General features: G+C 60.8%; 21 protein-coding genes. 11 read left to right on the top strand and 10 right to left on the bottom strand.

Translation table 11 applies throughout. From position 1 onward, the window contains the following. Positions 1-787: 787 nt before the first annotated feature. The 6 genes from Q1A91_RS03035 to Q1A91_RS03010 all read right to left on the bottom strand — a co-directional run bounded on the left by Q1A91_RS03035 (position 788) and on the right by Q1A91_RS03010 (position 6,769). Positions 788-1,537, bottom strand: a complete 750-nt coding sequence (locus Q1A91_RS03035; RefSeq protein ID WP_299872632.1) for a polysaccharide deacetylase family protein — start codon at positions 1,535-1,537, stop codon at positions 788-790. After that, the gene (locus tag Q1A91_RS03030; RefSeq protein WP_299872629.1) at positions 1,527-2,669 is read right to left on the bottom strand and encodes a glycosyltransferase; all 1,143 of its coding nucleotides are present in this window, start codon (positions 2,667-2,669) and stop codon (positions 1,527-1,529) included. The genes Q1A91_RS03035 and Q1A91_RS03030 overlap by 11 nt, the downstream gene beginning before the upstream one ends. Then, on the bottom strand, positions 2,666-3,247 hold the full coding sequence (locus Q1A91_RS03025) for a histidine phosphatase family protein (RefSeq protein ID WP_299872626.1): 582 nt from the start codon (positions 3,245-3,247) through the stop codon (positions 2,666-2,668). The genes Q1A91_RS03030 and Q1A91_RS03025 overlap by 4 nt, the downstream gene beginning before the upstream one ends. Further along, the gene (locus tag Q1A91_RS03020) at positions 3,244-4,257 is read right to left on the bottom strand and encodes a glycosyltransferase family 4 protein (protein WP_299872623.1); all 1,014 of its coding nucleotides are present in this window, start codon (positions 4,255-4,257) and stop codon (positions 3,244-3,246) included. Before Q1A91_RS03020 ends, Q1A91_RS03025 begins: the two co-directional genes overlap by 4 nt. 65 nt (positions 4,258-4,322) lie before the next feature. Next, complete coding sequence (locus Q1A91_RS03015) at positions 4,323-5,561, bottom strand: glycosyltransferase family 4 protein (RefSeq protein ID WP_299872620.1); 1,239 nt, start codon at positions 5,559-5,561, stop codon at positions 4,323-4,325. Further along, positions 5,558-6,769 carry a glycosyltransferase gene (locus tag Q1A91_RS03010; RefSeq protein WP_299873686.1) on the bottom strand — a complete coding sequence of 404 codons (1,212 nt, stop codon included), beginning with the start codon at positions 6,767-6,769 and terminating at the stop codon, positions 5,558-5,560. The genes Q1A91_RS03015 and Q1A91_RS03010 overlap by 4 nt, the downstream gene beginning before the upstream one ends. 353 nt (positions 6,770-7,122) lie before the next feature. Between Q1A91_RS03010 and Q1A91_RS03005 the strand changes: the two genes are divergently transcribed. Together Q1A91_RS03005 and Q1A91_RS03000 are read left to right on the top strand one after the other, a co-directional pair. Continuing rightward, positions 7,123-9,588, top strand: a complete 2,466-nt coding sequence (locus tag Q1A91_RS03005; RefSeq protein WP_299872617.1) for a mechanosensitive ion channel family protein — start codon at positions 7,123-7,125, stop codon at positions 9,586-9,588. A gap of 63 nt (positions 9,589-9,651) precedes the next feature. Then, positions 9,652-10,425 carry an MBL fold metallo-hydrolase gene (locus tag Q1A91_RS03000; RefSeq protein WP_299872614.1) on the top strand — a complete coding sequence of 258 codons (774 nt, stop codon included), beginning with the start codon at positions 9,652-9,654 and terminating at the stop codon, positions 10,423-10,425. A gap of 105 nt (positions 10,426-10,530) precedes the next feature. Here the strand turns inward: Q1A91_RS03000 and Q1A91_RS02995 are convergent, their stop codons facing one another. Genes Q1A91_RS02995 through Q1A91_RS02980 form a run of 4 tightly spaced genes read right to left on the bottom strand, consistent with a single transcriptional unit; the run spans position 10,531 to position 16,385 of the window. Beyond that, positions 10,531-11,685, bottom strand: a complete 1,155-nt coding sequence (locus Q1A91_RS02995) for an ABC transporter permease (RefSeq protein ID WP_299872611.1) — start codon at positions 11,683-11,685, stop codon at positions 10,531-10,533. Then, positions 11,682-12,710: an ABC transporter permease gene (locus Q1A91_RS02990; RefSeq protein WP_299872608.1), complete on the bottom strand. Its 1,029-nt coding sequence runs from the start codon at positions 12,708-12,710 to the stop codon at positions 11,682-11,684. Before Q1A91_RS02990 ends, Q1A91_RS02995 begins: the two co-directional genes overlap by 4 nt. Then, entirely contained in the window at positions 12,707-14,617 is a 1,911-nt protein-coding gene (locus tag Q1A91_RS02985) for an ABC transporter substrate-binding protein (RefSeq protein ID WP_299872605.1), read from the bottom strand. The genes Q1A91_RS02990 and Q1A91_RS02985 overlap by 4 nt, the downstream gene beginning before the upstream one ends. After that, positions 14,610-16,385, bottom strand: coding sequence for an ABC transporter ATP-binding protein (locus tag Q1A91_RS02980; RefSeq protein WP_299872602.1), 1,776 nt, complete (start codon positions 16,383-16,385; stop codon positions 14,610-14,612). Before Q1A91_RS02980 ends, Q1A91_RS02985 begins: the two co-directional genes overlap by 8 nt. Before the next feature lie 147 nt (positions 16,386-16,532). On the opposite strand from Q1A91_RS02980, the gene Q1A91_RS02975 reads away from it, so the two are divergent. From Q1A91_RS02975 to Q1A91_RS02935, 9 genes are all read left to right on the top strand, one after another. Continuing rightward, complete coding sequence (locus tag Q1A91_RS02975) at positions 16,533-17,021, top strand: class I SAM-dependent methyltransferase (protein WP_299872599.1); 489 nt, start codon at positions 16,533-16,535, stop codon at positions 17,019-17,021. Positions 17,022-17,146: 125 nt separating this feature from the next. Beyond that, positions 17,147-18,202, top strand: coding sequence for a C4-dicarboxylate TRAP transporter substrate-binding protein (locus tag Q1A91_RS02970; protein WP_299872596.1), 1,056 nt, complete (start codon positions 17,147-17,149; stop codon positions 18,200-18,202). A gap of 91 nt (positions 18,203-18,293) precedes the next feature. Continuing rightward, positions 18,294-18,827, top strand: a complete 534-nt coding sequence (locus Q1A91_RS02965; RefSeq protein WP_299872593.1) for a TRAP transporter small permease — start codon at positions 18,294-18,296, stop codon at positions 18,825-18,827. Then, positions 18,827-20,167 (top strand): TRAP transporter large permease, encoded by a 1,341-nt coding sequence (locus Q1A91_RS02960; protein WP_299872591.1) that lies wholly within the window; start codon positions 18,827-18,829, stop codon positions 20,165-20,167. The genes Q1A91_RS02965 and Q1A91_RS02960 overlap by 1 nt, the downstream gene beginning before the upstream one ends. Continuing rightward, positions 20,164-20,940 (top strand): IclR family transcriptional regulator, encoded by a 777-nt coding sequence (locus Q1A91_RS02955; RefSeq protein ID WP_299872588.1) that lies wholly within the window; start codon positions 20,164-20,166, stop codon positions 20,938-20,940. The genes Q1A91_RS02960 and Q1A91_RS02955 overlap by 4 nt, the downstream gene beginning before the upstream one ends. 23 nt (positions 20,941-20,963) lie before the next feature. Beyond that, positions 20,964-23,060: an FAD-dependent oxidoreductase gene (locus Q1A91_RS02950; protein ID WP_299872584.1), complete on the top strand. Its 2,097-nt coding sequence runs from the start codon at positions 20,964-20,966 to the stop codon at positions 23,058-23,060. Further along, complete coding sequence (locus Q1A91_RS02945; RefSeq protein WP_299872581.1) at positions 23,057-24,235, top strand: acetyl-CoA C-acyltransferase; 1,179 nt, start codon at positions 23,057-23,059, stop codon at positions 24,233-24,235. The genes Q1A91_RS02950 and Q1A91_RS02945 overlap by 4 nt, the downstream gene beginning before the upstream one ends. An 11-nt stretch (positions 24,236-24,246) precedes the next feature. Further along, a complete protein-coding gene (locus Q1A91_RS02940; protein WP_299872578.1) occupies positions 24,247-25,440 on the top strand; it encodes an acyl-CoA dehydrogenase family protein in 1,194 nt (397 codons plus the stop codon). 4 nt (positions 25,441-25,444) lie between these two features. Beyond that, positions 25,445-26,578 carry an acyl-CoA dehydrogenase gene (locus Q1A91_RS02935; protein ID WP_299872575.1) on the top strand — a complete coding sequence of 378 codons (1,134 nt, stop codon included), beginning with the start codon at positions 25,445-25,447 and terminating at the stop codon, positions 26,576-26,578. Positions 26,579-26,590 lie beyond the last annotated feature (12 nt).

Raw genomic sequence — 26,590 nt, 5'->3', positions numbered from 1 at the left:
GATCCATCGCAGCGGTTCTTCGGAACCAAAGCGGGAACGCAGCAGACCCGGGCGCAGACGGGCACAGGTGGACAAGGTCATAGACCAAAGCCATCCGTGTAACGGGCGAACGGATGCAGGTCAGATCGTGTGGGGGTGAAAGCCTCGGGGCGAAAAGGCGGTGTCATCAGGAATGTTGTGGGTCAGGCAGGGCCTTCGGGGCGTGTCGGATCAAGCGGCGGACTGGAAACAGGGCGTTGTGGCGGAAGGCGGTAACGCAGGCCGTGGGGGGACGGAAACGGATCTCCGAACGCTCAGGATCGCAAGATCAGGAGCAGTTGCGGGTCTTCGGACGTGTGACATGTGGCGGCCCTCGGGCTGACCACGCTGCGCCACCGGCAGGATCCTCGGGTCCGGTACGGAGTACAGGGAAGACGTCAGGATGGGCCTCGGCCCGATGCAAAGACCGCGTCTGAGCACCTGACGTCTTTTTCCTGTTCTGGGGCCCGATTTCCCAACACATACCTCCGACCTGATCCGCGCGTCTGCATGGCCTGTGTCCATGAAAAAGACCCGGAAGATTTCTCCTCCGGGCCCCTCAACGTCAGTTGATGCTGTGCCGCGTCTTTATGCACCTGTACCCTTGCACTACACACAATAGCTGGTTCGCGCAACAATATATCGCGGTTCTTAGCGCTCGTCCGGCTGCCTGTGGTGGTTTTGCGCCGGGTTGCCTGCATTTTAACCCCCTGTGCACCGCCCGGTGTACAGGTTGTGTACAGGTTGTGACTCTTAAGATCCGGTTAAATCAGCCAAGGTCCCGCAGCGAGACCGCCCTTGCGCCACCCGCCAGAAGCTCTTCCAGAACGCCTCGGGTGAAGTCCCAGATCGCGGCATCATGGACCAGATGATGGGTCAGCAGGCCCAGCGGTTCCGTCGCATCCGTGACGCCTGCGCGCCGGTCTTGCAAGGTCTCGACCAGCGCCGGAATCAACTGCTCCGGCGGCACCAGCCCGCCGCCGCCACGCCAGAAAATCGGGTCCAGATGTGTGTTTATCTGCACCAGTCCGGGCATCGGATAGGCCGTTTTGCGCGGCGTGAAGGTCGACACACCCGCGTATCCCGCGCTGGGCAGGGCGGCGATCAACCGGGCGTCCATCCGGTTCCAAGGTGGCACGAATAAGTCAATACTATCAGCAGGAAAGAGGGTTTTCAGCCGCGTCAGCCCCAGCCCCATCTCCGCCGCCGCTTCTGGCCTGGGATGGCCGAACTCTGCCTTCTTCTCCCCCTCCGGCGCGTGGTTCAGGTGCGCCCAGCCATGCACCATCGGCACCACCAAAGGCCGCGCGCCAATGGCATCGGCAAGACTGTCCTCCGCCAGGGAAGGGATCACGGCCAGATGCAGGGAGACATCAAGTTCCGTCGCCAAATCAACCAGTTGCGTCAATTCTGCTGTTGCCGCCACCGCATCATCATCACGCCACCAGATCGGCAGGCCCCGCCCTTCCGCCCGCCAGATCCCCAGCTCTGCCCGCAGGTCAGACCAGTCAATCCGCATGCTGGCCCCTCCATAATTCATCAACAATCTTAACGCTTTGCGCAGCACCATCCATATTGGCCTGCAAAGGCGCGCGCCGGGGTTCCCCGTCCAAATCGTCGAGTGTCCGGAGAAGCTGTGGCCCCGTCAGCTCCGAAGCGCGCAGCACCGCAATCCCCGGCTGCGCCGCCAGTGCCTGCGCCCGCAACCCCTGTTCGACCTCGCTGCCCGCATCGAACGGCACAAACACGGCGTTGACCCCACTTTGCAGCACGTCCAGCGCGGTGTTGTAGCCGCACATGCTGATCGAGGCTTCTGCGTGATACAGCATCTGCCGAAAGTCAGGTCGGGCGGGTTCGATGATCACGTTGCGCGGGGCCTGCGCCTGCATGGCCACCGCACGGGCCTCTGCGCCCGCCCCGCCCAGCAGCAACCGCCAACGGCGATCTCCCAGCCGTGCTGCATCCAGCGCTGCGGCGAAGATATGCCCGCCGACATCGCCCCCGCCTGCGCTCACGATGATCTCTCCATGTCCAACCGCATCCGGGTGGGGTTGGGCAGGCGGCGGGGCGACAAAACCAGTGTAGTGTAGCTTGCTTTGCAAGGCAGGACTGACCGGCCAGCTGATGTTGAGCGGGGTCAGATTCGGGTCGGCGTGTACCAGAACGGCGTCATAGGAATTTGCGACAAAAGCATCGGCCAGCGCGGCCTTTGCAGGTTTCGACGGCGGGGCAAGGATATCACGGATCGAGCATGCGATCAGGGGCCGACTTGTCTGTGCATTTGCTGCGTCCAGCAGGGCGCTGAATTCATCCTTCAGGATCCGCCGACCAAAGGGAAAGAGCTCCGTGATCAAAACATCAGGGGCCATACGCTCCAGTATTGAAAGCAGGAACCTCTGTCGGTCACGCATGTATAAGGCACTGACTTGCTGCCTTTTTTCGTCCAGCAAAACGCTGAAATCGACACCGTCAGAGCGAACTGGGGGAAGCTGTTCAACCTGCACATCAGCCATGCTCAGATGAGGCGCGGCCATGCCACCTGACACCACAACAGCCTTGTTGCCTTTCGCACCAAAGGCGCGTGCAAGGGTCAGCGCACGGGCGAGATGCCCGGTTCCCAGCAGGTGTGTCACGACGATCATGACTTTCATATGCGCGGCTCCAGCCGGATGGGGTTGGGCAAGGTTGTCCAGTCTGATGTGGTCATATCAATGACGAACAGGCGGTTGCGCTTGATGCGAAAAGGGGCAGGGCCGTTGAAGTCCCAGCCCGTCGCATGGGCCAGCAAAACACGCATGATGCCGATGTGGCAGACAGCGACGTTATCCCCGCTCAAACCTGCCACCCAACGGAGCAGACGCTGGCGTATGGTCTCAGGGTTTTCGCCACCCGGCGGGGTGTAGTGCCATCCCCAGTCTTCGATGTCGCGGTAGCCGCTTGTTGGGTCTGACCGCAGGTCCTTGCCGTGCAGGCCTTCCCATGCGCCCCAGTCCATTTCGGTCAGGGCTGCATGGGTCTGTGGCGCTGCACCTGCGACCAGTAACGCGGTATCACGGGCGCGGGCCAGCGGGCTGGACCACAGGGTTGCACGATCCCATGGCGTGGGCAGTTTTTGAGCGGCAAGCTCTGCCTCGGCCGCTGCATCAAGTGGGATGTCGGTGCGGCCCTGAATGCGGCCCGCGCGGTTCCATTCGGTGTGGCCGTGGCGGAGGAGGGCGAGGCGGGTCATGGGGCAACGCCAACGGTAGCAAGTGCGGCGCGCAGCCGGGCTGCGGCGGCGGGCAGCAGATGCGTTCGGGCGACATATGCGCGGGCGGCATCGCCGGACCGGCGCCGCTGATCCGCGTCCTGCAACAGCGGCAGGATCATGTCAGCAAGGCCCTGCGGGCCGCTGTCGATATCTGGATAGGTGCCGCTGGGGGCGAGGACATCGCGCACTCCCGAACGGTCCTGTGCAACGGCGGGCAGCCCATGTGCCTGCGCTTCGAGATATGACAGCCCGAAAGCTTCATTCACACCGGGCCAGAACAGCAGGCTTGCGTTTTGATAGAGGGTCGACATCTCTTCCGGTGCCTTGGTTCCAAGAAACCGGACGGCGCCCCCAAAGGGGGCCATCAGCGCCGCAACCGCGTCGCGCGCCGCGCCATCGCCTGCGATATCCAGCTGCCATGTGCCCACAGGCAGCAGGTGCAATGTCTGGGCAACCAGTTGGTAGGAGGCAACTTTATCGCCCGGCCGCATCATGCCCACGGCCAACATTGGGCCTTCCCGTGGGCCCAGAGGCGGCAGGTCAGCCTGTGGAAGAAAGGGGGCCAGTGGCAGCACATGCTGGCCCTTTGGTGCATCACGGATGAGCGCTTCGGCATCGTGGTGGGTGAAATAGAGGATCGCATCTGCGGCATCTGCGGCATCCTCCGCAGCCTGTGCAAAGCGCGCCCATGGACCGGTGAGGCGTTTGCGGGCGCGGGTGGATTCAATCTGCACATAGGGAATACCAAGCGCTTTGGTGACAGCGGGGCCAAGCAGATCAGGCGCTTTGTAGTAGTTGTGGTAGGTAATCCATGCCTGCCAGCCTTCGGTTTTGCCTTGCTGGATCAGATGCGGCATTTCTTGTTCTGCGCTGGCGATAAGAGCGGTCTGACGTGCCGGCGCGCCCGCGCCGTCGCGGCTGCGCAAACTGCTGGCGAGGGTCACCTCCGCCTCCAGTGTTTCGAGGGCCTTGAGAATGCTGCGGGCCATGGCCCGGTCACCAGAAGGGTTTTGGTGGTACGGCGATTTCAAAGGTGCATAGAACGCCAGTTGCATCAGCCCGGCTGCTTCAGCATTGCGTCAAGGCGGCGTTTGAGGTGGTCAATGCCGGGGTGCATCAGAAAGTCTGTGGTCAGGCGCTGAAAGGCCTTCTCGGCAAGCTGCGGCCCTAAGGTGGGATCATGGGCGATCTGTTGCATTGCATCGGCAAGTGCAGCTGGAGCATCTTCTGTCAGAATGCCATGCACGCCGTTCTCAATGAACTCCGGGATGGCGGAGACGGGCGTGGACAGGATTGGCAACATCTGGCTGGCGGCTTCCATCAGCACATTGGGAAGGCCGTCGCGGTCGCCATCTTCTGCAATCCGGGAGGGGAGCACGAAGAGATCTGCCTTTTGCATCGCGGCGATCACTTCGGGCTGGTCGCAGGCGCCGCGCCAGGTGATCTGTGCTGCAACGCCCCGTTCAGCGGCGCGGGCGCGCATCTGTTCATCCAGAGCGCCGCCACCAATGTGGGTCCAATGCCAGTTGAGCGATTTGGGCAACAGGGCAAGCGCGTCGATCAGGTTGTCGAAGCCTTTCTTTTCCACCAGACGCCCGACGGACATCATGTGCAGGGGGCTGTTTGGCAGACGCAAGGCGCGCGTCGGCGGCGCGGGGAAGCGGCTGAGATCAAGGCCGTGGTAGACAAGGTCCACCCGTCCCGGCACATCGGCAAGCGACTGCAAATGCTGCGCGCCAAAACCGGTGCAGGTGGCGCCAAAGGCGGCTCCGTGGTGGGCGTTCGACAGTTTTTCGCGCAACTCCCATTCAGGCGAGGTCCAGATGTCTTTCGCATGCGCGGAGAACGACCAGGGCACACCCCGCAGGATTGCCGCATACCGCGCCACGGAGGCGGGGGTGTGCAGGAAATGGGCATAGAGCCCGCGCACATCCTCTGGCATCTCATGGGCCATGACGCAGGCCTGCCCCCATCGCCGCCTGCGGTTTGGCGTATCATCCCGCGCCACATCTCTGGCATAGGCGTCGGCGGCGGCATCAAATCCCGGCAGATCAGCGGCCGCACCAATGGCGCGCGCGACGCGGCGCGGCTCATCGCGCAGGTATTCTGGCAGGTATCTGACCGGGGCCTGCAACCGGTCGTGCAGCGGGTGGGTCTTGGTGTCGGTCGGGTGACGCAAAGACCACAGCTCAAACGCGAGGCCCGCTTCTTCGAGGGCGACAAGTTCCTGGGCAATGAAGGTCTCTGACAGGCGTGGCCAGCCTTTGACGACCACGGCGAGCGGTGCAGTCATGGGTCCACGTCCCAGTGCATCAGGGCGCGCGCGCGGTCGACGACAACGTCCAGCCCGTCCAGCAGACCATCTGCGCCCGCCTGGGAGGGTTTGGGTTGGTCGGGCAGGCCGCGGATGGCGCGGATCATCGCGTCCGGCGTCATCCCGTCGCGGGCTTCATCCAGCATCCGCACGAGGCCAAGCTGCTCTGCCCGGCTGGCGCGGATCCATTGTTCAAGCCGGGGGGAAGTGCGCGGGACGATCACGGCGGGCTTGTCGAAAGACAAAACCTCGCAGAACGTGTTGTATCCCCCCATGCAGACGACGCCTTCGGCACCTGCAAAAATCGCCTCGATCCGGCTGTCAAAGCCAAGGGCTGTGACGCGGCCATTCAGTTTGGCGACACGGGCGTCAAAGGCCTCACGCACATCACCCGAAAGGAAGGGTCCATAGATCAGAACCGCATTCGGTTTCAGCGTCGGATCCTTTTCATAGGCATCCAGGACAAGGGACACCATCGCGGCCCCATCGCCGCCGCCACCGGGGGTGATCAGGATATACGGCCCCTCCGGCGCATCGGTGGGGTCGGTGACACTGCGGCGCAGATACCCGGTCCAGTGCATCCGCTTGCGGGTGGCCGCGTCCAGCTTCAGCCCTTCGGTCGGGTCATAGACATCGCGCACCCCGTAGACCCAGATTTCATCATAGAGTTTTTGCGTGGCTGCTACCGCGCCTTTGCGGTCCCATTCCTCTGCCAAAACCTCCGGTTCATCCAGCACATCACGCAGGCCAAGAACGGTTTGGGTGCGTCCCCGCATGCGCAGATATTCCAGCGTGGGCAAAAGCTCCCCGCGAAAACCTGTGGGTTCCTTGTCAACGATCAGCAGGTCTGGATCGAACCGCTCCACCGCGCTCTGGATCAGGCCTGCGCGCAGGGCGGTGGTGTCGTCGATGCTCAACGCCAGTGTCTGGCTGGCGTAGCTACCATCGGGCAGCTTGGTGACACCGGGCAGCCGGATGTGGTCCACACGTTCGGGAAACGTGAAACGCCCCGCGATCGGAGAGCCGGTCAGGATCAGGGCGGAAGCTTCGTTGTCACCGGCAGTCAATGCGGTTGCCAAGGCGCGGGATCTGCGCAGATGGCCCAGTCCGAACGTGTCGTGGCTGTAAAACATAACCCGGTGTGCGGCGCGCCGCGCACGGCTGATGCGAGGTTCGCGGTAGCCCATATTCATCTTCCCACCCCGGTCTCAGAGCCGCAGCGTGCGGCCCTTGTTTCCCAAGATCCCGGCACTGTCATAAAGCACCAAGTGCGGTTTGCCATAGGTTTGGGCACTTTCTGTGCATGGTTGGGGTGAAGCCCGATGCGCATTGGCCACAGGCGTTTCAAAGGGGGGAGTGTGGTTTGGAGAGACATTCAGCACCAGAGCAATTCACCCGCGATGTATGTGGCGGCGCGCGCAACAACAAGGCTTGCGGATCGCTTCATGTCCCTGCGCACCAGACTTTGATGTGGTGTGATTGCATTGGTCTGAGTGCTGGCATAGCGTACCCCCGAACCAATTGGGTCCGGTTAGGCCATATGCGCATCCTGATTTTACTAAGCTTTTTGATGAGTTTCTTTGTCTTGCTCAGTGCCAATGTTGGCACGGCGCAAAGCCTTGTCGACCTGCGGTCAGATGCGGAAATACAAAGCACTGACACTGCGGGCGACATTGAGGAAATCCTGCGCCGTGCGGACGAAAATGATCTGCGCGTGGTGGTCATTGACCGCGACGGCAATGTCCTGACGCAAACCGCCCGAGCTGAGCAGCAGCCCGCGACTGACGTGAGCGGAGCGGAGGAGCATTCCGCGCTGATGGTCATGCAGGAACGCGCCGTGCGGTTCCGAAGTGCACTTGTGGACCGGGTGCTTGAGCTGCCCGTGGCCATCAACGAGGTGCTCTATATCCTCCGCGCGGCCAGCCCGGACGGCACGCTGTGGGCTTTTGGCCGGGCGCTGGTCCTTAGTCTGCTGATGTTTGCAGCAGGCTATGTGGTGGAGCGGCAGATCTACGCCAAACGGATGGCCAAACGGTTTGTGCAGGCGCGTATCCGCAGCGCTCCACAGGGCTATGTGGAGAAGATGCCGTTCCTGATTTTCCGCTTTGTGCTGGGGGTGGTCGGTATTCTGGTGTCGATGGCTGTCGCCTATCTGCTGGGCGCGATCATCTTCGGGCCGCTTGACGATACAGCCATGCAATTCACGGTTACGCTGATCAACATCGGGTATTTCTCCTGCCGGTTTGTGGCAGGCCTCTGGCGCATGATCCTGTCGCCTTTCCTGTCCCAGTATCGCATTCCTCAGCTGAGCGACCGGGACGCCAAACGCCTGCATCGCTGGCTGTGGGGCCTTGCCACGTTTGAGATCTGCGCCATCCTGCTGGGGGCCTGGATCGCGGAACTCGGCCTGAACTACGACGCATATGCCTTCATCGCCTCGGTTCTGTCCGGTGTGATTGTCTTGCTCAACATCGTGCTGGTCGTGGTCAATGGCCGTGCCATCAGCAACGCCATCAGAGGCGGCAAACCGCAGTCTGAATGCAGCCTGATCGTCCGGATGCTGGCAACGGTCTGGGCCCCTGCGGTGGTGCTTTATGTGCTCTTTGCCTGGGCATCTTTGACCTATGATCTGGTGCTTGAGAACCCCTCCGCCATCCCGCTGATCGCGGGCGCCTATGGGATCATCATCTCCATCATCGTGGTCTACGGGGTGATCAACTATCTCATCGAACGCAGCTTTGCCCGTGCCCGCGCGCTGCGGCGGCTCAACAGCATCCGGCAGGAACAACAGCAACAAGCCCTTGCCCTGGCGGCGGCGGAGCGTCTGGCGGAAGAAGAGGCGAGCGCGGACAATCTGGAGAATGCGGAGCGTCTGGAAGCCGCGCTGGAGGAAACAGAGGCGGCGGTCAGTGAAGAGCGCAAGGCCAGCGGCTGGGTGCCCCATGCGGAGATGAACACCTTTGAAGCGCTGGCGCGCCGGGTGGCGGGCATTCTTGCGTTTGTGGCCGGGATCTATGCGTTTTTCTACATCTGGGACAACGATGGTGCGCGCATGGTGGAAAGCTATGCGGACAGGATGCTCGACGTCATGGTGATCCTGTTCATCGGCTATGTCGTCTATCACGCATTCCGCATCTGGATTGACACCAAGATTGCCGAGGAAGTCGGCGATCAGCCGGAGGTGGAACTGGGCGACGAAGGCGGCGGGACCTCTGCCTCCCGGCTGGCCACGCTGCTGCCGCTGTTCCGGAACTTTGTGCTGATCGTTGTTGTCGTCTCGGTTCTGCTGGTGGTTCTGATGGAGTTGGGGATCAACGTCGGCCCGCTGTTTGCCGGGGCTGGCATCGTGGGTGTGGCGATTGGTTTCGGCTCTCAGGCTCTGGTGCGGGATATCTTCGCGGGGGCGTTCTTTCTGTTTGATGACGCCTTCCGCAAGGGGGAATATCTGGATGTGGGTGGGGTCAAGGGAACGGTGGAGAAAATCTCTGTCCGGTCGTTCCAACTGCGCCACCATCTTGGGTATCTGCACACCATTCCTTTCGGGGAATTGCAGGTGATGACCAACTTTTCCCGCGACTGGGTGATGATGAAACTGCCCCTGCGCGTGACCTATGACACGGATGTTGAAAAGGTGCGCAAGCTGATCAAGAAGCTGGGGCAGGACTTGCTCAGCGATCCCGAGATTGGTGATGATTTCATCCAGCCGCTGAAGTCGCAGGGGGTGATCGAGATGCAGGACAGTGCGATGATCATCCGGGTCAAATTCATGACCAAACCGGGCGATCAATGGGTGATCCGCAAGCGGGTTTACGCCGAGATCCGTGCGCTGTTTGAGCAAGAAGGGATCAAGTTTGCCCATCGCGAGGTGACTGTGCGGCTTGCGGATGGAAAGGTCGAAGACCTTACAGACGCAGAGACAAAAGCGGTTACGGCTGCGGCGCAAGCGGTGATCGAGGAGGACCCTTTGCTGGAAGGCGAAGACAAGGATGGAGGGGACGACCGGTAAGTTGAAAGCGCAGGCTGCATGGTTATCTTTTCTGGCAAGAAGTCTTAACCGCAGGAGATCGCCATGACCGTCACCCGCCGTACCTTCCTTGCCAGTGCTGCCGCAACCGCAACCATCACCATTCTGCCTTTCGAGGCACGCACGGAGGCAACTGCCGGAGACGTGTTTGAGACGCCCGCCGGGCCGATCACAGTGCATCCCGTTGCTCATGCCTCTTTCGTGATGGAGACGCCCAAGGGGACAATCTATGTTGATCCGGTTGGGGGCGCTGGACGCTATAGCGCCTATCCGGCCGCGGATTTGATCATGATCACCCATCAGCATGGAGATCATTTTGATGCGGGAACCCTTGCGGGGCTTGTTCAGGAGGGAACGCAGATCATCACCAACCCGGCGGTTTTCGCGCTGTTGCCGGACGGGTTGAAAGCGCAGGCGCGCGAGATCGCCAATGGCGACGTGGCCGATTTCGCCAATATGAACATCGAGGCAATCCCGGCCTACAACCTGACGGAAGAGCGCCTGACGTTCCACCCGCCGGGACGCGACAATGGGTATGTCCTGAACTTCGAGGGCTTTCGCGTTTACATCTCCGGTGACACCGAAGACATCCCCGAGATGCGGGAGTTGAGCGACATTGATCTGGCATTCGTTTGCATGAACCTGCCGTTCACGATGGACGCCAATGCGGCGGCTTCTGCCGTGTCAGAATTCGCGCCAAGGTTTGTTTATCCGTATCACTACCGGGGGCGGGACGGGGGCACGCAGGATCCGGAGGCCTTTGCCAAGCGGTTGGGGACGGCTGAGATCGAGGTGCTATACGGTGACTGGTACGGCTGACTTTATGGATCGAATGCCCATTGAGGGCATCCGACCCATGCGAGAGGCTCTGCCTCTCGCGCTCTCCGGGATATTTTGGGAGAAAAGAGGGGGGCAGCGGTGGGGTCAGGATTTGTAGGGATCGAGGGACGCGCGCAGGCCGTCACCGAGGAAGTTGAACGCGAGCACGACGACGATGATCGGCAGCATCGGGATGGCGGTCCACCAGTAGATTTCGATACTGGCAAGGTTCTGGGCGTCATTCAGCATCACGCCCCATGACACCGCAGGGGCGCGCAGGCCAAGGCCGAGGAAGCTGAGTGCGGTTTCCCCCAGGATCATTGCGGGGATCGACAGGGTCGCGCTGGCAATCAGGTGGGACATGAAGTTTGGCAGCAGATGTCGCCTGATCACGCGCGAAGGTTTTGCGCCCATCATTTCGGCCGCTTTCACGAATTCCTCTTCGCGCAGCGACAGGAATTTGGATCGCACGGCACGGGCCAGTCCGGGCCAATCGAGGATGCCAAGGATGATCGAGATGATGAAGAACACCGCCACCGGGCCCCAATTGGACGGCACAGCTGCGGAGAGCGCCAGCCACAGCGGCAGCTCAGGCAGGGAGCGCAGAATTTCGATGGCACGGTTGATGATCCAGTCGGTCTTGCCCCCGAAGTATCCGGCCAGCGCGCCGAAGGTGATGCCCAGAAGGAAAGAGACCGTGATGCCGATCAAGCCCACGGTCAGTGACAGTTGAGCGCCGTAGAGGATGCGGCTAAACACATCGCGGCCCAGACGGTCAGATCCCCACAGGAAGACGGTTGCGCCCTCCGGTGCGCAGAACAGGTGCGTGTCGGAGGGGATCAGGCCAAAGAGGTTGTAGTCATCGCCCTCACAGAAGAACTGCAACCGCATCGGGGTTGTTTCATCGGTGGTATAGGTCCAGCGGAAATTCTCCAGATCTGCGGTGGCTGTGATGGGGTAGACATAGGGGCCAACAAAGCTGCCGTCGTGCCACAGGTTCACCGATTGCGGTGGGGCATAGAGGTAATCGGCGCTGCGCTCGTTCGGGGTGTAGGGCGCGATGAAGCCTGCGATGGGCAGGATCAGGTAGCAGGTCAGCAGGAATATGCCCGAGATCAGCGCCAGCTTGTGCCTCCGGAACTTGCGCCAGGTCAGCAGCCAGGCAGGCGCGTCCATGTCGCTGCGCTCAGGCGCGCTGATGTCGGTGGCTTCGGACCAGGGTTCGGGATCGACGTAACGGTCGTCAGTTTGCTGTGTCATCCGCCGCGGGCTCCGTAGCGGATGCGCGGATCAAGCAGCACCAGCAAGAGGTCGGAGATCATCGTGCCGATGAGGGTCAGCAGCGCGACAAACATCAGGATGAAGGCAGCAAGGAACTGGTCCTGCGATTTCAGCGCGGCCAGCAGGAAGGGGCCGATGGTTTGCAGACCCAGGACAACGGAAACGAGGACGGATCCTGACACCATTGCGGGCAGCAGGTTGCCGATGTCTGCGACGAAGGGATTGAATGCCATGCGGAGCGGGTATTTGGCCAGCAGGCGGGCAGGGGCCATGCCCTTGGCTTTGGCGGTCTCCACATAGGGTTTGCTCAGCTCATCGAGCATGTTGGCCCGCAGGCGCTGCATCATGGCGGCGGCCCCTGCGGTGCCGATCACGAAGGTGGGAATGATCAGGTGCAGCAGGATGGACTTGACCTTGGGCCATGACATCGGCTCCCCCTCGTAGATCGGGTTCATCAGGCCGCCGATGGGCAGGTCAAAATACTTGTGGCCGTAATAGAACAGGATCAGGGCCAGCAGGAAGTTCGGTGTGGCAAGGCCGAGGTAGCCGATGAAACCGGCCGTGTAATCGACCCAGGTTTCCGATTTGGCCGCCGCCAGGACGCCCAGTGGCAGCGCGATCATGTAGACGAACAGAACGGCAGCGAGGTTGACCAGAACCGTCAGCCACAAAGCGTCGCCGACAATCTCGCTGACCGGGCGGTCAAACTCGAACGACCAGCCAAAGTCACCCTGAAGCAGGCCGGAAAATCCGTTTGGCCCGGAAGAAAATCCGGCCCAGATCAGGTATTGTTCCCAGATCGGCCGGTCCAGCGCGTATTCGGTGCGCAGGAACTCCGCTTTGGCGACACCTTCGGCTTGCCCCGTGGCGCGCAGTTCGGCGATCTGGTTGCTGAGGTAATCCCCCGGCGGCAGGTTGATGATCGCAAAGACCATGATCGAGACCACGAACAGCGTCAGCAGCATCGTGAAAAAGCGGTAGACCGCATAGCGCAGAAACATCATTCAGTCACCTGCTCGTGCGGGTCGTCGTAGAAAAATTCATCAATCCGGTGGATGCCGAAATGGGCGCCGGGATCGAAGGCCCAGATGGCTTTCTCGGGCACATTGCGCAGCGACTTGTTGATCACGACGGGCTGGGGAGCCTCAGAGAGGATGCCAATGCCGAACTGCTGATCGGCATGGATTCCCAGCATCTCATCCCAGACCGCGCGGCGCTTGTCCGTGTCGGTGGTATGGTTCCAGACGTAGAGAAGCTCCATCAGGCGCTGCGCACTTGGCAGATCGGGCGCTTCGCCGGCTTCTCCTTTGGTTTGGTAGTATTGCCCCCATTTGGGCCAGGCAAAGAACTCCTGATTGGTGGGGGCAAGGTACTTTGGTGATGTGCCTGTATTGGGCAATCCGTTGTCCCACCCGAACCAGATCGCAGCCATGCTCACACCGGCATAGACGCGATTGCGCAGGATATCCCGGTCAAGCGGGCGCAGGATCAGTTTGATGCCAAGCTCCCGCCAGGTATCAGTCACAATGGCCAGCGCGTTTTCGACCTCCTGTCGTTCACCTGCGGTTTCAACCACGAATTCCATCGGACGCCCGTCTGGCAGCATGCGCAATCCAGCAGGCGTGCGCTCTGTCAGGCCCATCTCATCCAGCAGGGCATTGCCGCGGGCGATGTCCATTTCGGACCATGCCAGCATGTCTTCGGCTTCGTGCAGCGGGCTGTAGGACACCGCTGACATGCCTCCCTCGCTCGCCAGACCGAAGTAGAGCGCGCGGTTGATCATGCGGCGGTCAATGCCAAGGCTGAGCGCACGGCGAAACCGCACGTCCCGCATGATCTCCCGCCAGACAGGATCATTGAAGTTGAGGTTGGGATAGACTGCGATCTGGCTTGCCGCGCCATTGGCCCAAAGCAGTGTGCGGTAGTTGCCGCCGTCTGCCTCGCCCTTCTTGAGGATCGAGATGTCGGGGAAGTCCAGCCCGCGCGCTTGCAGATCCACTTCGCCTGCATTGGCTTTCGCGGCAATCAACCCGCCGCCGACAATGTTCATCTCCACCACATCGATGTAGGGCAGTTGGATGCCGCGGGCGTCAACGCGGTGATAATAGGGGTTGCGGACAAATATCTGGCGGGAGGAACGCCCGCTTGCGTTGATCCATGGTTGCAATGTGGGCAGCGCGGGATTGTCGTATTTGTACATGTTGTCGCGCTTGTTGTGCAGCGCTGCCCAGCTTTTTACCCGTGCCTTTCGGGTTTCCTTTTTCAGGTCTGCCGGATCGGCGAACGCGCCGTGGAACTGTCTGAGGTAGTGGGCGGGCCGGTAGATGAAAGGAGGGCTGGCTTGTGCCAGCAACGGCAGGAAATTGGAGTTCGCGGTGGGCCATTCAAACACCACCGTATGGGCATCGGGAAAGGTGACCGTGCCCAGAACACCGTCAATGTACATGAATTCCGGCGGGCCTGTTGGGGTGATCTGTTCATTGTTGACCACATTTTCCCACCAGTAGCGGAAATCCTCTGACGTGAAAGGCGCGCCGTCAGACCAGCGGTGACCGGGACGCAGATGCAGGGTGTAGCGGCGGTCTTCTTCAACCTCAATATCGCGCAGAATGTCCGGATAGAGTTCATACTCCGGCGTGTATCCAACCAATCGCGCATAGCCATAGACGACCATCTGTCGGACATCCTTGGTCCTCGACACAAGGGTGCGCAGGGTGCCGCCCTGTTTGCCAAATGCACGGCCCTTGGCCTCAAGATCGACGACAAGGGGCGTGTCGGGCAGACGTTCGGCTGCGGGTGGCATGTCCCCCTGACCCACTTCCATGGCCCAGAATGAGCTTTCCTGCACCGGCTGGTCAGCAACAGCGGGGACAGGCAGAAGCAGGAAAAGGACAAACAGGAAATTACGCATGACACCGCACCATATGACCAGGTTCCAACGTGCGCAATGCGGGGGCGTCTGGTCCGTCAAAGCGAAACATCTCAGGCCAGGTTGTTGGGCTGCCTGCCCCCCTGGCAACAAGGGCCAGATCAATCGGACGAGAGATATCAGGTTTTGGCTGTGCCGCGATCAACGCCTTGGTGTAGGGGTGGCGCGGATTATGGAAAAGCTGCGCGGGCGGGGCCTGTTCGACAATGACACCGGCGCGCATGACCGCAACCTCATCCGCGATCCGGGCAACAACGGCCAGGTCATGGCTGATGAACAGATAACTCAGGTCGGCCCGGTCCCGGATTTCTTCAAGCAGGGTCAGAATCTGATCCTGAACAGACACGTCCAGAGCAGAGGTCGGCTCGTCACAGATCAGCAGGCGCGGGTCGAGCGTCAATGCCCGCGCAATCGACAGACGTTGCCGTTGACCACCTGAGAAGGCGTGTGGGTAGCGCTGTAGCATGTTGGGATTCAGGCCGACCCATTCAAGCATTGCTGCTGCTTTCTCGCGCCGTTCTGCCGGGTTGCCGATCTGATGGATCTGCATCGGCTCGCACAGGGCTTCCATCACCCGCATGCGCGGGCTGAGCGATGAATAGGGGTCCTGAAACACCATCTGTGCCTGACGCTGGAATTGAAGGCGCTGGGCATTTGTCATGGCATGAACGGGCAGAGGTGTTGCATCGGTGCTGGGATGGAACAGCACTTCGCCCCCCGGATCAGGTTTTTCCGCGCCCAGTGCCACACGGGCGCAGGTGGTCTTGCCTGAACCGCTTTCGCCCACGACGGCCAGTGTCTTGCCGCGCAATACCTTGAGGTTCACATCGCGGCAGGCGGTGATCACGGTGGGTTTGCGCCAGCCGCCTGCGCGCATGGTAAAGCTTTTGGTGATGTCACGCAGATCAAGGATCACATCATCGCCTGTGTTGGTGCTGATCCGTGGTGGTTCTGCGACATTCGGTATCTTTGGCGCTGCCGCAAACAGCTTTTCGGTATAGCCATGCGCGGGGCTGCCAAGGACCTGTTCGGCGGTGCCGCGCTCCATCACGCGGCCCTTGTTCATCACGACAACTTTTTGCGCCATGTTGGCAACAACACCCAGATCGTGGGTGACAAGGATCATGGCCATGCCGGTCTCGGCCTGAAGGTCCCGCATCAACCCCAATACCTGGGCCTGGGTGGTCACATCGAGGGCCGTTGTCGGTTCATCCGCGATCATCACTTCGGGCTGGGCGATCATGGCCATTGCGATCATCGCGCGTTGCCGCATGCCGCCGGACATCTCAAACGGATAGCTGGCGTAGGCCCGCGCCGGATCAACAAAGCCGACCTTTTCAAATTTCTCCAACACACGCCGTTTGGCTTCCGTGGGCCCAATGCTGCGGTGCAGGCGAAGCACTTCTGCGACCTGATGACCAAGCCGGTGCAGCGGGGACAGGGACCGCATCGGTTCCTGAAAGATCATCGAGATGCGATCGCCCCGGATGCTGCGCATCTTGCGTTCCGACAGGGACAGCAGATCAACGGTTCCGTCTTTCCCGGCGTATGAAATCGTACCTTCGCGCAACTGCGCCGCTTCTGGCAGGATACGCAACACGCTCCGGCAGGTCAGCGTCTTTCCCGATCCGCTCTCCCCAACCAGCGCGACGGTTTCACCCGCCCCGACGGTGAAGCTCACATCACGTACGACCGGTTCGCCCGCACCAAAACCTATGGTCAGGCCGTCAATGTCCAAAAGTGTGCGCATTGCGGCCTCTTGCTCGCGTGTTCAGTATGATCAAATTCAGTCAAACCGATTTGATCGATTCAGTCCAGCCTACTGGTCATGCCCCCTACACATTGCTGGGGCGATGCGTCATCCTGTGCGCCAACACCAAATGCGGAGACCTCAAACATGAGCCGACTCGATCTCTTTGTTGATCGTATGGTAAGCCAGCGCGCCTGCCTCAATTACGGGGCCGCTCTGGTCTCTGCTCTGGAGGGGCCCGCGTTCGAGCTTGGGTTGGGCAATGGGCGTACCTATTCGCACATGCGGGAGATCATGCCGGAGCGGGACATCTACGTTTTTGAACGCAGCCCCGCGGCCCATCCCGACAGCACCCCCCCGGAGGATCGGCTTATTCTGGGTAATGTCGATGAAACCCTGCCTGAAGCGCTGGCGCGATTTGGCGATAGCATTGTGTTGATCCACGCCGACCTGGGTGGCCACAACCCCGAAAAGAACGATGCCTTTGCACGGCTGGTTTCGCCGCTGGTTGAACCGTTGCTGGCCAGGCGTGGATTGATGATCTCCAGCGACAGGATGTATTTTGACGACCTGCGGGAAATCGACATTCCGCCGGATGCCGTGCCGGGCCGTTGCTTCATCTATCAGCGCGCCTGATTTCCGCTCTTTCCTGAACACCGGAATGATTTGCTTGCCTTCGTGGCAAGCCGGCGCTAGCTGTCTCGTGGAGGATAGTGAAACACTGTTTTACTATGTAAAATAACTTGGGAGGAGGATCCTTAATGACTTTCTTGAAATCTCTTTCGATGGCGGCAGCACTCGCTGTAGCGGGCAGCGTTGCCACGGCTGAAACAGTCCTGATCCACGGCGAAGCAGGTCCGAATCGTGGTGCCCGTGCGGCAGCGCTCCAGTGGTTTGCGGATACTGTCGCGGACCGATCTGACGGCGAGATGCGCGTCGACATCCAGTGGGGCGGTGCGCTGTTCAAGGCAAAGGCGGCCATGCAGTCCATTGGTGATGGCGTTGCGGACATGGGTTCGGTGATTGCGGTCTATTATCCGCAGGAAATGGCCGCATACGGCATCGCTGATCTGCCGGTGAACAACCCCGACGCCTGGGTTGGCATGCGTGCCACGGATGAGCTGCTGCGCACCAATGCGCAAATTCAGGAAAACCTTGCGGACAAAAATCTTGTCTACATCGGCACTTGGACAACGAGCCAAGTCAACATCGGCTGCAAGGACGCCGCAATCCGGTCTGTTGCGGACATCGAAGGGCTGAAAGTCCGCGGTGTGGGCGCCTACGGCAAGGTCTTCGGAGAGCAGAAGGCCAATATGGTCAACATGTCCATTTATGAAGCCTATCAGGGGCTTGATACCGGCTTGATCGATTGCTCTCAAGGGTACTCCTATGCGGTTGCAGCGCTGAAGCAGGCCGAGGTGATGACCAGCTACACGCTGCTGAACTGGGGCCAGGTCGGCGGTGTCGGCATGTTCATGAACAAGGATGTCTACGATTCGCTGAGCGCGGAAGAGCAGGCGCTGCTGGGTGCGGTCGGGTCTGACATGGCGGATGAGTTTGGCCGTCTGATCACCAGCGCGAACGCCAAGGCGATCGAGGACATGAAGGCGGCAGGCGTCGAAGTGATCGAACTGCCTGAGGTCGAGCGGGCCAAACTGGTCGATGCCGGCGGCAAATTCCTTGATGCCTGGGTGGAGACGGCTGGTGCCACAGGTCTGGACGGGGCATCCCTGCTGGAGGAATACCGTGGCCTGATCGCCAAATACACCGAGGTGCGTGACACCGAAGGCTACCCCTGGGCTGCAAAGACCAACTGAAGCCACGCTTTGATCAAGACAACAGAATGTGCCGCCCCGGACAGGGGCGGCGCGTTCACTGCGGTTTTTGGCAAGCCATGGGAGGGGCATCATGCTGATCAATCTGGAGAAAATCCTGTTGGGGTTGGGGGCGCTGGCCGTCATCTGTCTGGGTGTGTTGATCACGACAAATGTCGTCGCCCGCGCGGTGTTTGCCTCCAGCGTGCCCGACAGCGTCACGATGGTGCGCGAATTGATGGTCGCAGCCATTTTGCTGCCCTTGGCCGCTGCAACAGCCGCCCGCGCCCATGTGAGCGTGGCCTTCATCACCGACCGTTTCCCGGATCGCGCCCGATCATGGCTGATCGTCATGGGGTCGCTGGTTGGCCTCATCGGGCTGGCCCCGCTGATCTATGCAGGCGGGCGAGAGTTTCTGAGCGTCTGGGAAAAGGGCAGTTTCTACTACGGTGATCTCAACCTGCCGAAATGGCCCGGTCTGTTGTTGTTTGTAATCGGCATCGCCGCGACATGGTTGCGCTTGCTTGAGCTGTTTGTCCGCGATCTGCGTACCGTTCTGGCAGGCGGGATCGTCTCGGACGAGCAACAGCACGAAGACACGCTGATGGGCAACGAGGAGGGCGTGTAATGGATGCCGGAACCGTTGGCCTGATTGCCTTTGCCGCTGTTCTGGGCCTGCTGGCCCTGCGGGTGCCCATTGCCTTTACCCTTGCTTCCGTCGCGACGGTTGCGACGTTCTTTATCTTTGCCTTCCGCACGGGCGAGTTCCTGCCTGAACGCGCGATCCGTGCTACGACCTCAATGGTGTTCTCAAATTCCTTTGATCTGATCCATTCCTATGATCTGTCGATGATCCCGCTGTTTGTGGCGTTGGGCCATATTGCCTACCGTGCGGACATCACGACCAAGATCTACCACGCCGCGAAGGTCTGGCTGACGAAACTGCCCGGCGGTGTTGCCATGGCATCCGTGATGGGCTGTGGCGGATTTTCCGCGATCACCGGGTCGTCGATTGCCTGTGCTTCCACCATGGGGCGTATCTGTACGCCTGAGATGCTGCGCATGGGCTACGACCCGCGACTGGCCACGGCCAGTGTGGCGGCAGGCGGGACACTTGGGTCACTCATTCCGCCGTCTGTGCTGTTCATTATCTACGGTATCTTCACCGAAACCTCTATCTCCGCGCTGTTTCTGGCGGGCGTCTTGCCGGGGCTTCTGACGCTGGCGGGCTTCGTGCTGGTCATTGCGGTCTGGGTCTGGCGCCGTCCCGAAGTGGCCCCACCCACCGATCAGCGGTTCACACGGTCTGAGCGTCTTCAGGCGGCGTGGGAAAGCTGGCCTGCGGTGCTGCTGTTTGTGCTGATCATCGGTGGGATTTATGGCGGCATCTTCACCGCGACCGAAGCTGCGGCGGTCTGTGTGGTCGCAGCAACGCTGATCGGGTTTGCGCAGAAACGTCTGACAGTTTCCAGCCTTTGGGACGCGGTCAAGGAAACCTGCGTTCAGACCACCGCGATTTTCCTCATTGCAGCCAGCGCCAAGATCTTCGTGGCTTTCGTTGCCTTGACGGGTGTTGCGCCGCTGGTCGTCAACATGGTGACAGAGGCGCAGTTGTCCGTCGTGGTGCTGATGCTGTGCATCGCGGTGATCTATCTTCTGCTGGGCATGTTCCTTGATCCCATCGGCATAATGGTGCTGACCCTGCCGCTGATGATTCCGCTGGTGGAAAGCTATGACCTGAATCTGATCTGGTTCGGGGTTGTGGTGATCAAACTGCTGGAGATCGGTCTGATCACGCCGCCCGTGGGCCTCAACGTCTTTGTCATCGCCAATGTGGTGGGCAAGGACGCGCCCATCGACAAGATCTTTGCAGGCATCGCGCGGTTCCTGAGCGTGGATGTGATCGTTCTGATCCTGATCATGTCCTTTCCGATGATCTCTCTGCTGATTCCGATGGCGGCGCGATGACAGAACAATCGTCAGATCGGAAATTTGCCAACACCCTCGCACGGGGCCTTGGCGTGTTGCGCGCGTTTCGCGCCAGCGACAATGGACTGACGAATGCCGATATCGCGGACCGGACAGGCATCCCCAAACCCACCGTTACGCGGCTGACCTATACATTGTGTGAGCTGGGTTACCTGAGCCATGGCGGGCGAAACGACCGGTTTCGGCTGGGGCCAGCGGCGGTCGCGCTGGGATCTGTGGCGTCCCTGTCCATCAGCTTTGTCGAGCTTGCATCGGAGGCGATGCAGAAGCTGGCGGATGACACCGGGACGCTGGCGCTGATCGCGGTGCGGGACGGCGACAGGATGCTTTTGGCGCGGACGTGGCGGCCGCAAGGCATGGCAACGATCTGGCTGGAGCCGGGGCACCGCATCCCCATATTTGGCTCCTCTTCCGGCATGGCGGTGCTTGCGACGTTGGGTGACGAACGATTTGCAGCGCTGGAACCTGTTGCAGCGCTCAGCCAGTTCCGGCAGGAAGGATATGACCAATTGCTGGGTCAGGGTTTTGTTCTGGCACCACCGCCGACGCGGTATGCGCGGACAGTGAATGCGGTCAGTGTGCCGTATTACGCCAGTGAGTTTGGCGAGGCGGTCGCCTTCACCTGCGGGGCGCTGCCACAGGATTTGCCGGACGCCCGCATGATTGATGAGGTGGGCCCGGCGTTGCGCGACACAGTGCGCGCATTGGAACAACAAACCGGCACTGCGCCTGCATTGGCGCGGCGCGGCTGAGATGAGATATCAAGGAGACCCCGATGACAGACAAGATTGCCTACGCGCGCCAAGGTGACATCGCCGTTTTGCGCATCCAGAACCCGCCGGTCAACGCATTGAGCCAGGCGGTACGGCAGGGCTTGTCAGAGGCGATGGACCGCGCCGAAAGCGAAGATGGCGTGCGCGCGGTTTTGATCCTTGGCGATGGCCGCGCGTTTATCGCCGGGGCTGACATTACCGAGTTCGGCAAGCCGCCGATGGAGCCGAACCTGCCCGACCTCTGCACGCGGATTGAGGCGTCTCCATTGCTGGTTGTCGCTTCCATGCACGGCGTCTCTCTGGGCGGTGGTCTTGAGGTGGCATTGGGCTGTCACTACCGCGTGGCACAGCCCTCGGCCCGCGTCGGTTTGCCCGAAGTGCACCTTGGCATTCTGCCGGGTGCAGGCGGAACGCAACGTCTGCCCCGCGTGACCGGCGCTGAGGCGGCGATTGAGGCGATCACCACGGGCCGCCACATCAAAGCGCCCGAGGCGTTGGAAATGGGGATCGTCGACAAGATTGAAGAAGGCGACCCCGAAGCGGTTGGTCTGGCCTACACGCAATCCCTGCTTGATGAAGGCGCGCCGCGCCGCCCGGTCAGCGAAATGCCGGGTCCGGATGGGGTGGATTGGGATGCGACCTATGCGGCGGTGTTGAAGAAAGGACGCGGGCAGATCAGCCCAGCCACGGCTGTGCGCGCCATTCAGGCCGCGTCAGAGTTGCCGTTTGAGCAAGGCATCAAGCGCGAGCGGGAGTTGTTCATGGAGCTGATGAACACCGACCAGCGCAGGGGTCTGATCCACGCGTTCTTCAACGAACGCGCGGTCAGCAACCTGCCGGAACTGAAGGGCGTGGAGCCGCGCGCGCTTAACGCCATCGGTGTGATTGGCGGTGGCACGATGGGTGCTGGCATTGCAACGGCGGCGTTGTTGGCGGGCCTTGGCGTGGTGTTGATCGAAATGCAGGCTGACGCTGCTGAGGCTGCCAAGGGTCGGATCGCAGGCAACCTGCAAGGCGCATTGAAACGTGGCAAGATCTCTCAGGAACAGTTCGACGCGCTGACCACAAAGGCGCTGACGGTATCGACCCGCTATGACAGTCTTGGCGATGTCGATCTGGTGATTGAAGCGGTGTTTGAAGAGATGTCCGTCAAAAAGGACGTCTTTGCCAAACTGGATGCCGCCTGCAAACCGGGCTGCGTGCTGGCGACCAACACGTCCTATCTGGATGTGAACGAGATCGCTGCCGCAACCGCGCGTCCTGCGGATGTGATTGGCCTGCATTTCTTCTCTCCCGCGCATGTGATGAAGTTGTTGGAAGTGGTCGTGGCGGATCAGACGGCGTTGGACGTAACGGCAACTGGGTTTGCGTTGGGCAAGATGCTGGGCAAGATCTCTGTCAAGGCAGGGGTTTGTGACGGCTTTATCGGCAACCGCATCCTCGCCACATATCGTGCAGCGGCGGGGCATATGGTGCTGGATGGGGCGTCTCCCTTCCAGATTGACAAGGCGCTGGTGGACTTTGGGTTTGCGATGGGACCCTTTGCGGTGTCCGATCTGGCGGGGCTCGACATCGGCTGGGCCACGCGCAAGCGCAAGGCACCCACTTTGCATCCGGACGAACGGGTGCCGACCTATATCGACCGTCTATGTGAGCAAGGCCATTTTGGCCAGAAAACCGGGCGGGGGTACTATATCTATGAACAGGGCAAACGCGGTGGCGTGCCCAACCCGGACATCACCCGCTTGATCGAAGCTGAACAAGCCGAACTTGGCATCACCCCCCGCGCTTTCACGGATGAAGAGATCGTCCGCCGTTACATGTGCGCGATGGTCAATGAGAGCGCCAAAGTGGTGGGCGAAGGTATCGCCGCACGGCCGCTGGATGTGGATATGACGCTGCTCTTTGGCTACGGCTTCCCGCGCTACTGGGGCGGGCCGCTGAAGTGGGCGGATATTCAAGGGGTGGATGCGGTCCTGGCCGATATCGAAACCTACGCCAAGGAAGATGCGTGGTTCTGGCAACCAGCGCCACTTTTGAAACAACTGGTGGCCGACGGGCGCACCTTCGATGATCTGAACAAAGGAAACGCCAAATGAAACAGGCTGTACTCGTCTCCTCCGCCCGCACGGGCCTTGCCAAGTCGTTCCGTGGGTCCTTCAACATGACGCATGGTGCTGCGATGGGCGGCCATGCGGTGGAACATGCCGTGGCCCGCGCCGGGCTTGATCCGTCGCAGATCGAGGACGTGGTGATGGGCTGTGCCACACCAGAAGGCGCCACCGGCGGCAACATCGCACGGCAGATTGCCTTGCGTGCGGGTCTGCCTGTGACGGCTTCTGGCGTGACGGTGAACCGCTTCTGCTCCTCCGGATTGCAGACAATTGCGATGGCCGCCAATGCGATCACACAGGAAGGCGCAGGCCCAATGGTTGCGGGCGGGGTGGAGAGCATCTCCATGGTGCAGCCGCATGCGAAGTCTGTGAAAGACGCTTGGCTGGAAGAGCATAAGCCCGACATCTACATGACCATGATCGAAACGGCGGATGTGGTTGCCGAACGCTATGGCCTCAGCCGGGAGTATCAGGACGAGTATTCCCTGCGCAGCCAGTTGCGCATGGCCGCAGCCCAGGAAGCAGGCAAGTTCGATGAAGAGATCGTGCCGATGAAGACTGTCATGGGCGTGCAGGACAAAGAGACCAAAGAGATCAGCACCCATGAGGTCACGGTCACGGGGGATGAATGCAACCGCCCGACCACCACGATGGAAGGTCTGTCCGGGCTTCAGCCGGTGCGCGGCGAAGGGAACTTCATCACCGCAGGTAATGCCAGCCAGCTGTCCGATGGGGCGGCAGCGGTTGTGCTGATGGACAGTGTCGAAGCGGAAAAAGCCGGGATCGAGCCGATGGGCGCCTTCAAAGGGTTCGCTGTTGCGGGCTGTGAGCCTGATGAAATGGGCATCGGCCCGATCTATGCGGTGCCGCGTCTGTTGGAGCGGCATGGTCTGAAGGTGGATGACATCGACCTGTGGGAGTTGAACGAAGCTTTCGCTTCTCAATGCCTCTATTCCCGCGACCAGTTGCATATTGATCCGGAGAAATACAACGTCAACGGCGGCTCCATCGCCATCGGCCACCCCTTTGGCATGACGGGCGCACGCATGGCCGGGCACCTGATGTACGAAGGCAAGCGGCGCGGTGCAAAGCTTGGCGTTGTGACCATGTGCATCGGCGGCGGCATGGGCGCGGCCGGCCTCTTTGAAATCTACTCATAAGGAGCGACACGATGGACCTGAGCTATTCTGCTGAAGAACAGGCATTCCGCGACGACGTCCGCGACTTTTTGACCACCAAGCTGCCCGAAGACCTGCGCGACAAGGTGCGTGACGGGGGTGAGTTGAACAAGGCGGACATGGAACGCTGGCATGCGATCCTGAACGCGCAGGGCTGGCTTGCGCCCAATTGGCCGAAGTCCTTTGGGGGCGCGGAATGGAACGCGGTGCAGCGGCACATCTTCGAGGAAGAAGCTGCCGCGCATCACGCGCCACGCATCGTGCCGTTTGGCCTGTCGATGCTGGCGCCAGTGTTGCAGAAATTTGGCTCGCAGGAACAGTGCGACTATTGGCTGCCGCGTATCCTGTCGGGCGAAGACTGGTGGTGTCAGGGCTATTCCGAACCGGGTGCCGGGTCTGATCTGGCGTCGCTGAAAACGACCGCGGTGAAGGATGGCGACCACTATATCGTCAACGGTCAGAAGACCTGGACCACACTGGGTCAGCACGCGAACATGATCTTTTGCCTCGTGCGTACCGACAAGGACGTGAAGCAGCAGGAGGGGATTTCGTTCCTTCTGATTGACATGGACACGCCCGGTGTCGAAGTGCGGCCCATTGTGCTGCTTGATGGCGGTGCGGAGGTGAACGAGGTCTGGTTCACGGATGTGAAGGTTCCGGTTGAGAACCTCGTGGGGGAGGAGAACAAGGGCTGGACCTATGCCAAGTACCTCCTGACCCATGAACGCACGAATATCGCGGGCGTGGGTTTTTCTCAGGCCGGGCTGACGCGGGTGCGGCGGATTGCGAAATCCGAGATGTCGGGCGGCAAGCCATTGATCGAGAACCCGCATTTCGCGGCCCGTCTGGCGCAGGTGGAGATTGATCTCAAAGCGATGGCGACAACGAACCTGCGCATCGTCTCCAAAGCGGCGGCTGGTACGGCACCGGGGGTGGAAAGTTCGATGCTCAAGGTCAAAGGCACGATTATCCGGCAGGAAATCAACGATCTGGCCCGCCGCGCGGCGGGGGCCTATGCGATGCCCTTTGCCTCGGAAGCGTTGGAAGGCAGCAATGCAGGTCTGCCTGATCCAAGCGGGGCGGGTCCGGTCGCATCACAGTATTTCAACAACCGCAAGCTGTCGATCTTTGGTGGGTCCAATGAGATCCAGCGTGGCATCATTGCCAAAGTCACGATGGGGGGCTGAACATATGAATTTTGACCTGACCGAAGAACGGCAGATGTTGCAGGACACTCTCCGGCGGTTCCTGCGCGAACGCTATGACACGGCAACCCGCAACAAGATCATCGAAAGCGCCAGCGGCATGTCCGACGACATCTGGGGCCAACTGGCCGAACTGGGTGTGATCGGGGCGCTGTTTACGGAAGAACAGGGTGGCTTTGGCGGCGCGGGTTTCGACTTGGCCGTGGTGTTCGAAGAACTGGGACGTGCAGGCGTGGTTGAGCCGATGCTGGATACTGCCGTTCTGGCAGGTGGACTGGTTGCTGATCTGGGCGATGAGTCCCAGCAGGCGCTGGTCGAAGAGGTCATCGGCGGGGCGATGCAGATGGCGTTTGCCCATGGCGAACCTTCCAGTCGGTATGATCTCAACCGGGTGCAGGCGACAGCGAAGGCGGAGGGCGATGAGATCGTTCTCAATGGCCACAAGGCGGTTGTGGTGAATGCGGAAGCCGCACAGATGCTTGTCGTCTCGGCCCGTGAAAGTGGCAACATTGGCGATACCGATGGTATTTCCCTGTTTGTCCTGCCCGCAGATACCAAAGGCATTACCATCCAGGGCTATGCCCTGCTGGCAGGCGGTCGGGCGGCAGAAGTGATGCTGGATGATGTCCGGCTGCCCGCATCTGCGCGATTGGGTGCGGCAGGCAAGGCCTTTGACGCCATCGAAGCGCGGGTCGCTGCGGCCAGTGTGGCGCAATGCGCCGAAACGCTGGGGGCGATGGAAACCGCGACGCATTTGACCAAGGAATATCTGGGCACGCGCAAGCAATTCGGCCGTCCCATCGGCACCTTTCAGGCGCTGGCGCACCGCATGTCCGATCTGCTGATCGAGATGGAGCAGGCGCGCTCGGCGGTGATCAACGCTGCGGGCCATCTGGAAAGCGCGCGGGGCGAACGGGAACGTCAGGTGTCGGCTGCCAAGAACCTCATGGGTCGCGCGGGCCGTCTGGTGGCCGAGGACAGCATCCAGATGCACGGCGGCATTGCCATGACGCAGGAATATGAACTGGCCCATATCGCCAAACGCATCGTCATGGCCGACCACCGCTTTGGCGACACGGATCATCATCTGGAGCGTTATATTGCCCTTGCCGCCGCATGAAGCGCCCCAAAG

Origin of the sequence: uncultured Sulfitobacter sp. (assembly GCF_947500075.1) — a bacterium.
GTDB lineage: Bacteria > Pseudomonadota > Alphaproteobacteria > Rhodobacterales > Rhodobacteraceae > Sulfitobacter.
This window is presented reverse-complemented; position numbering and strand designations above follow the sequence as displayed.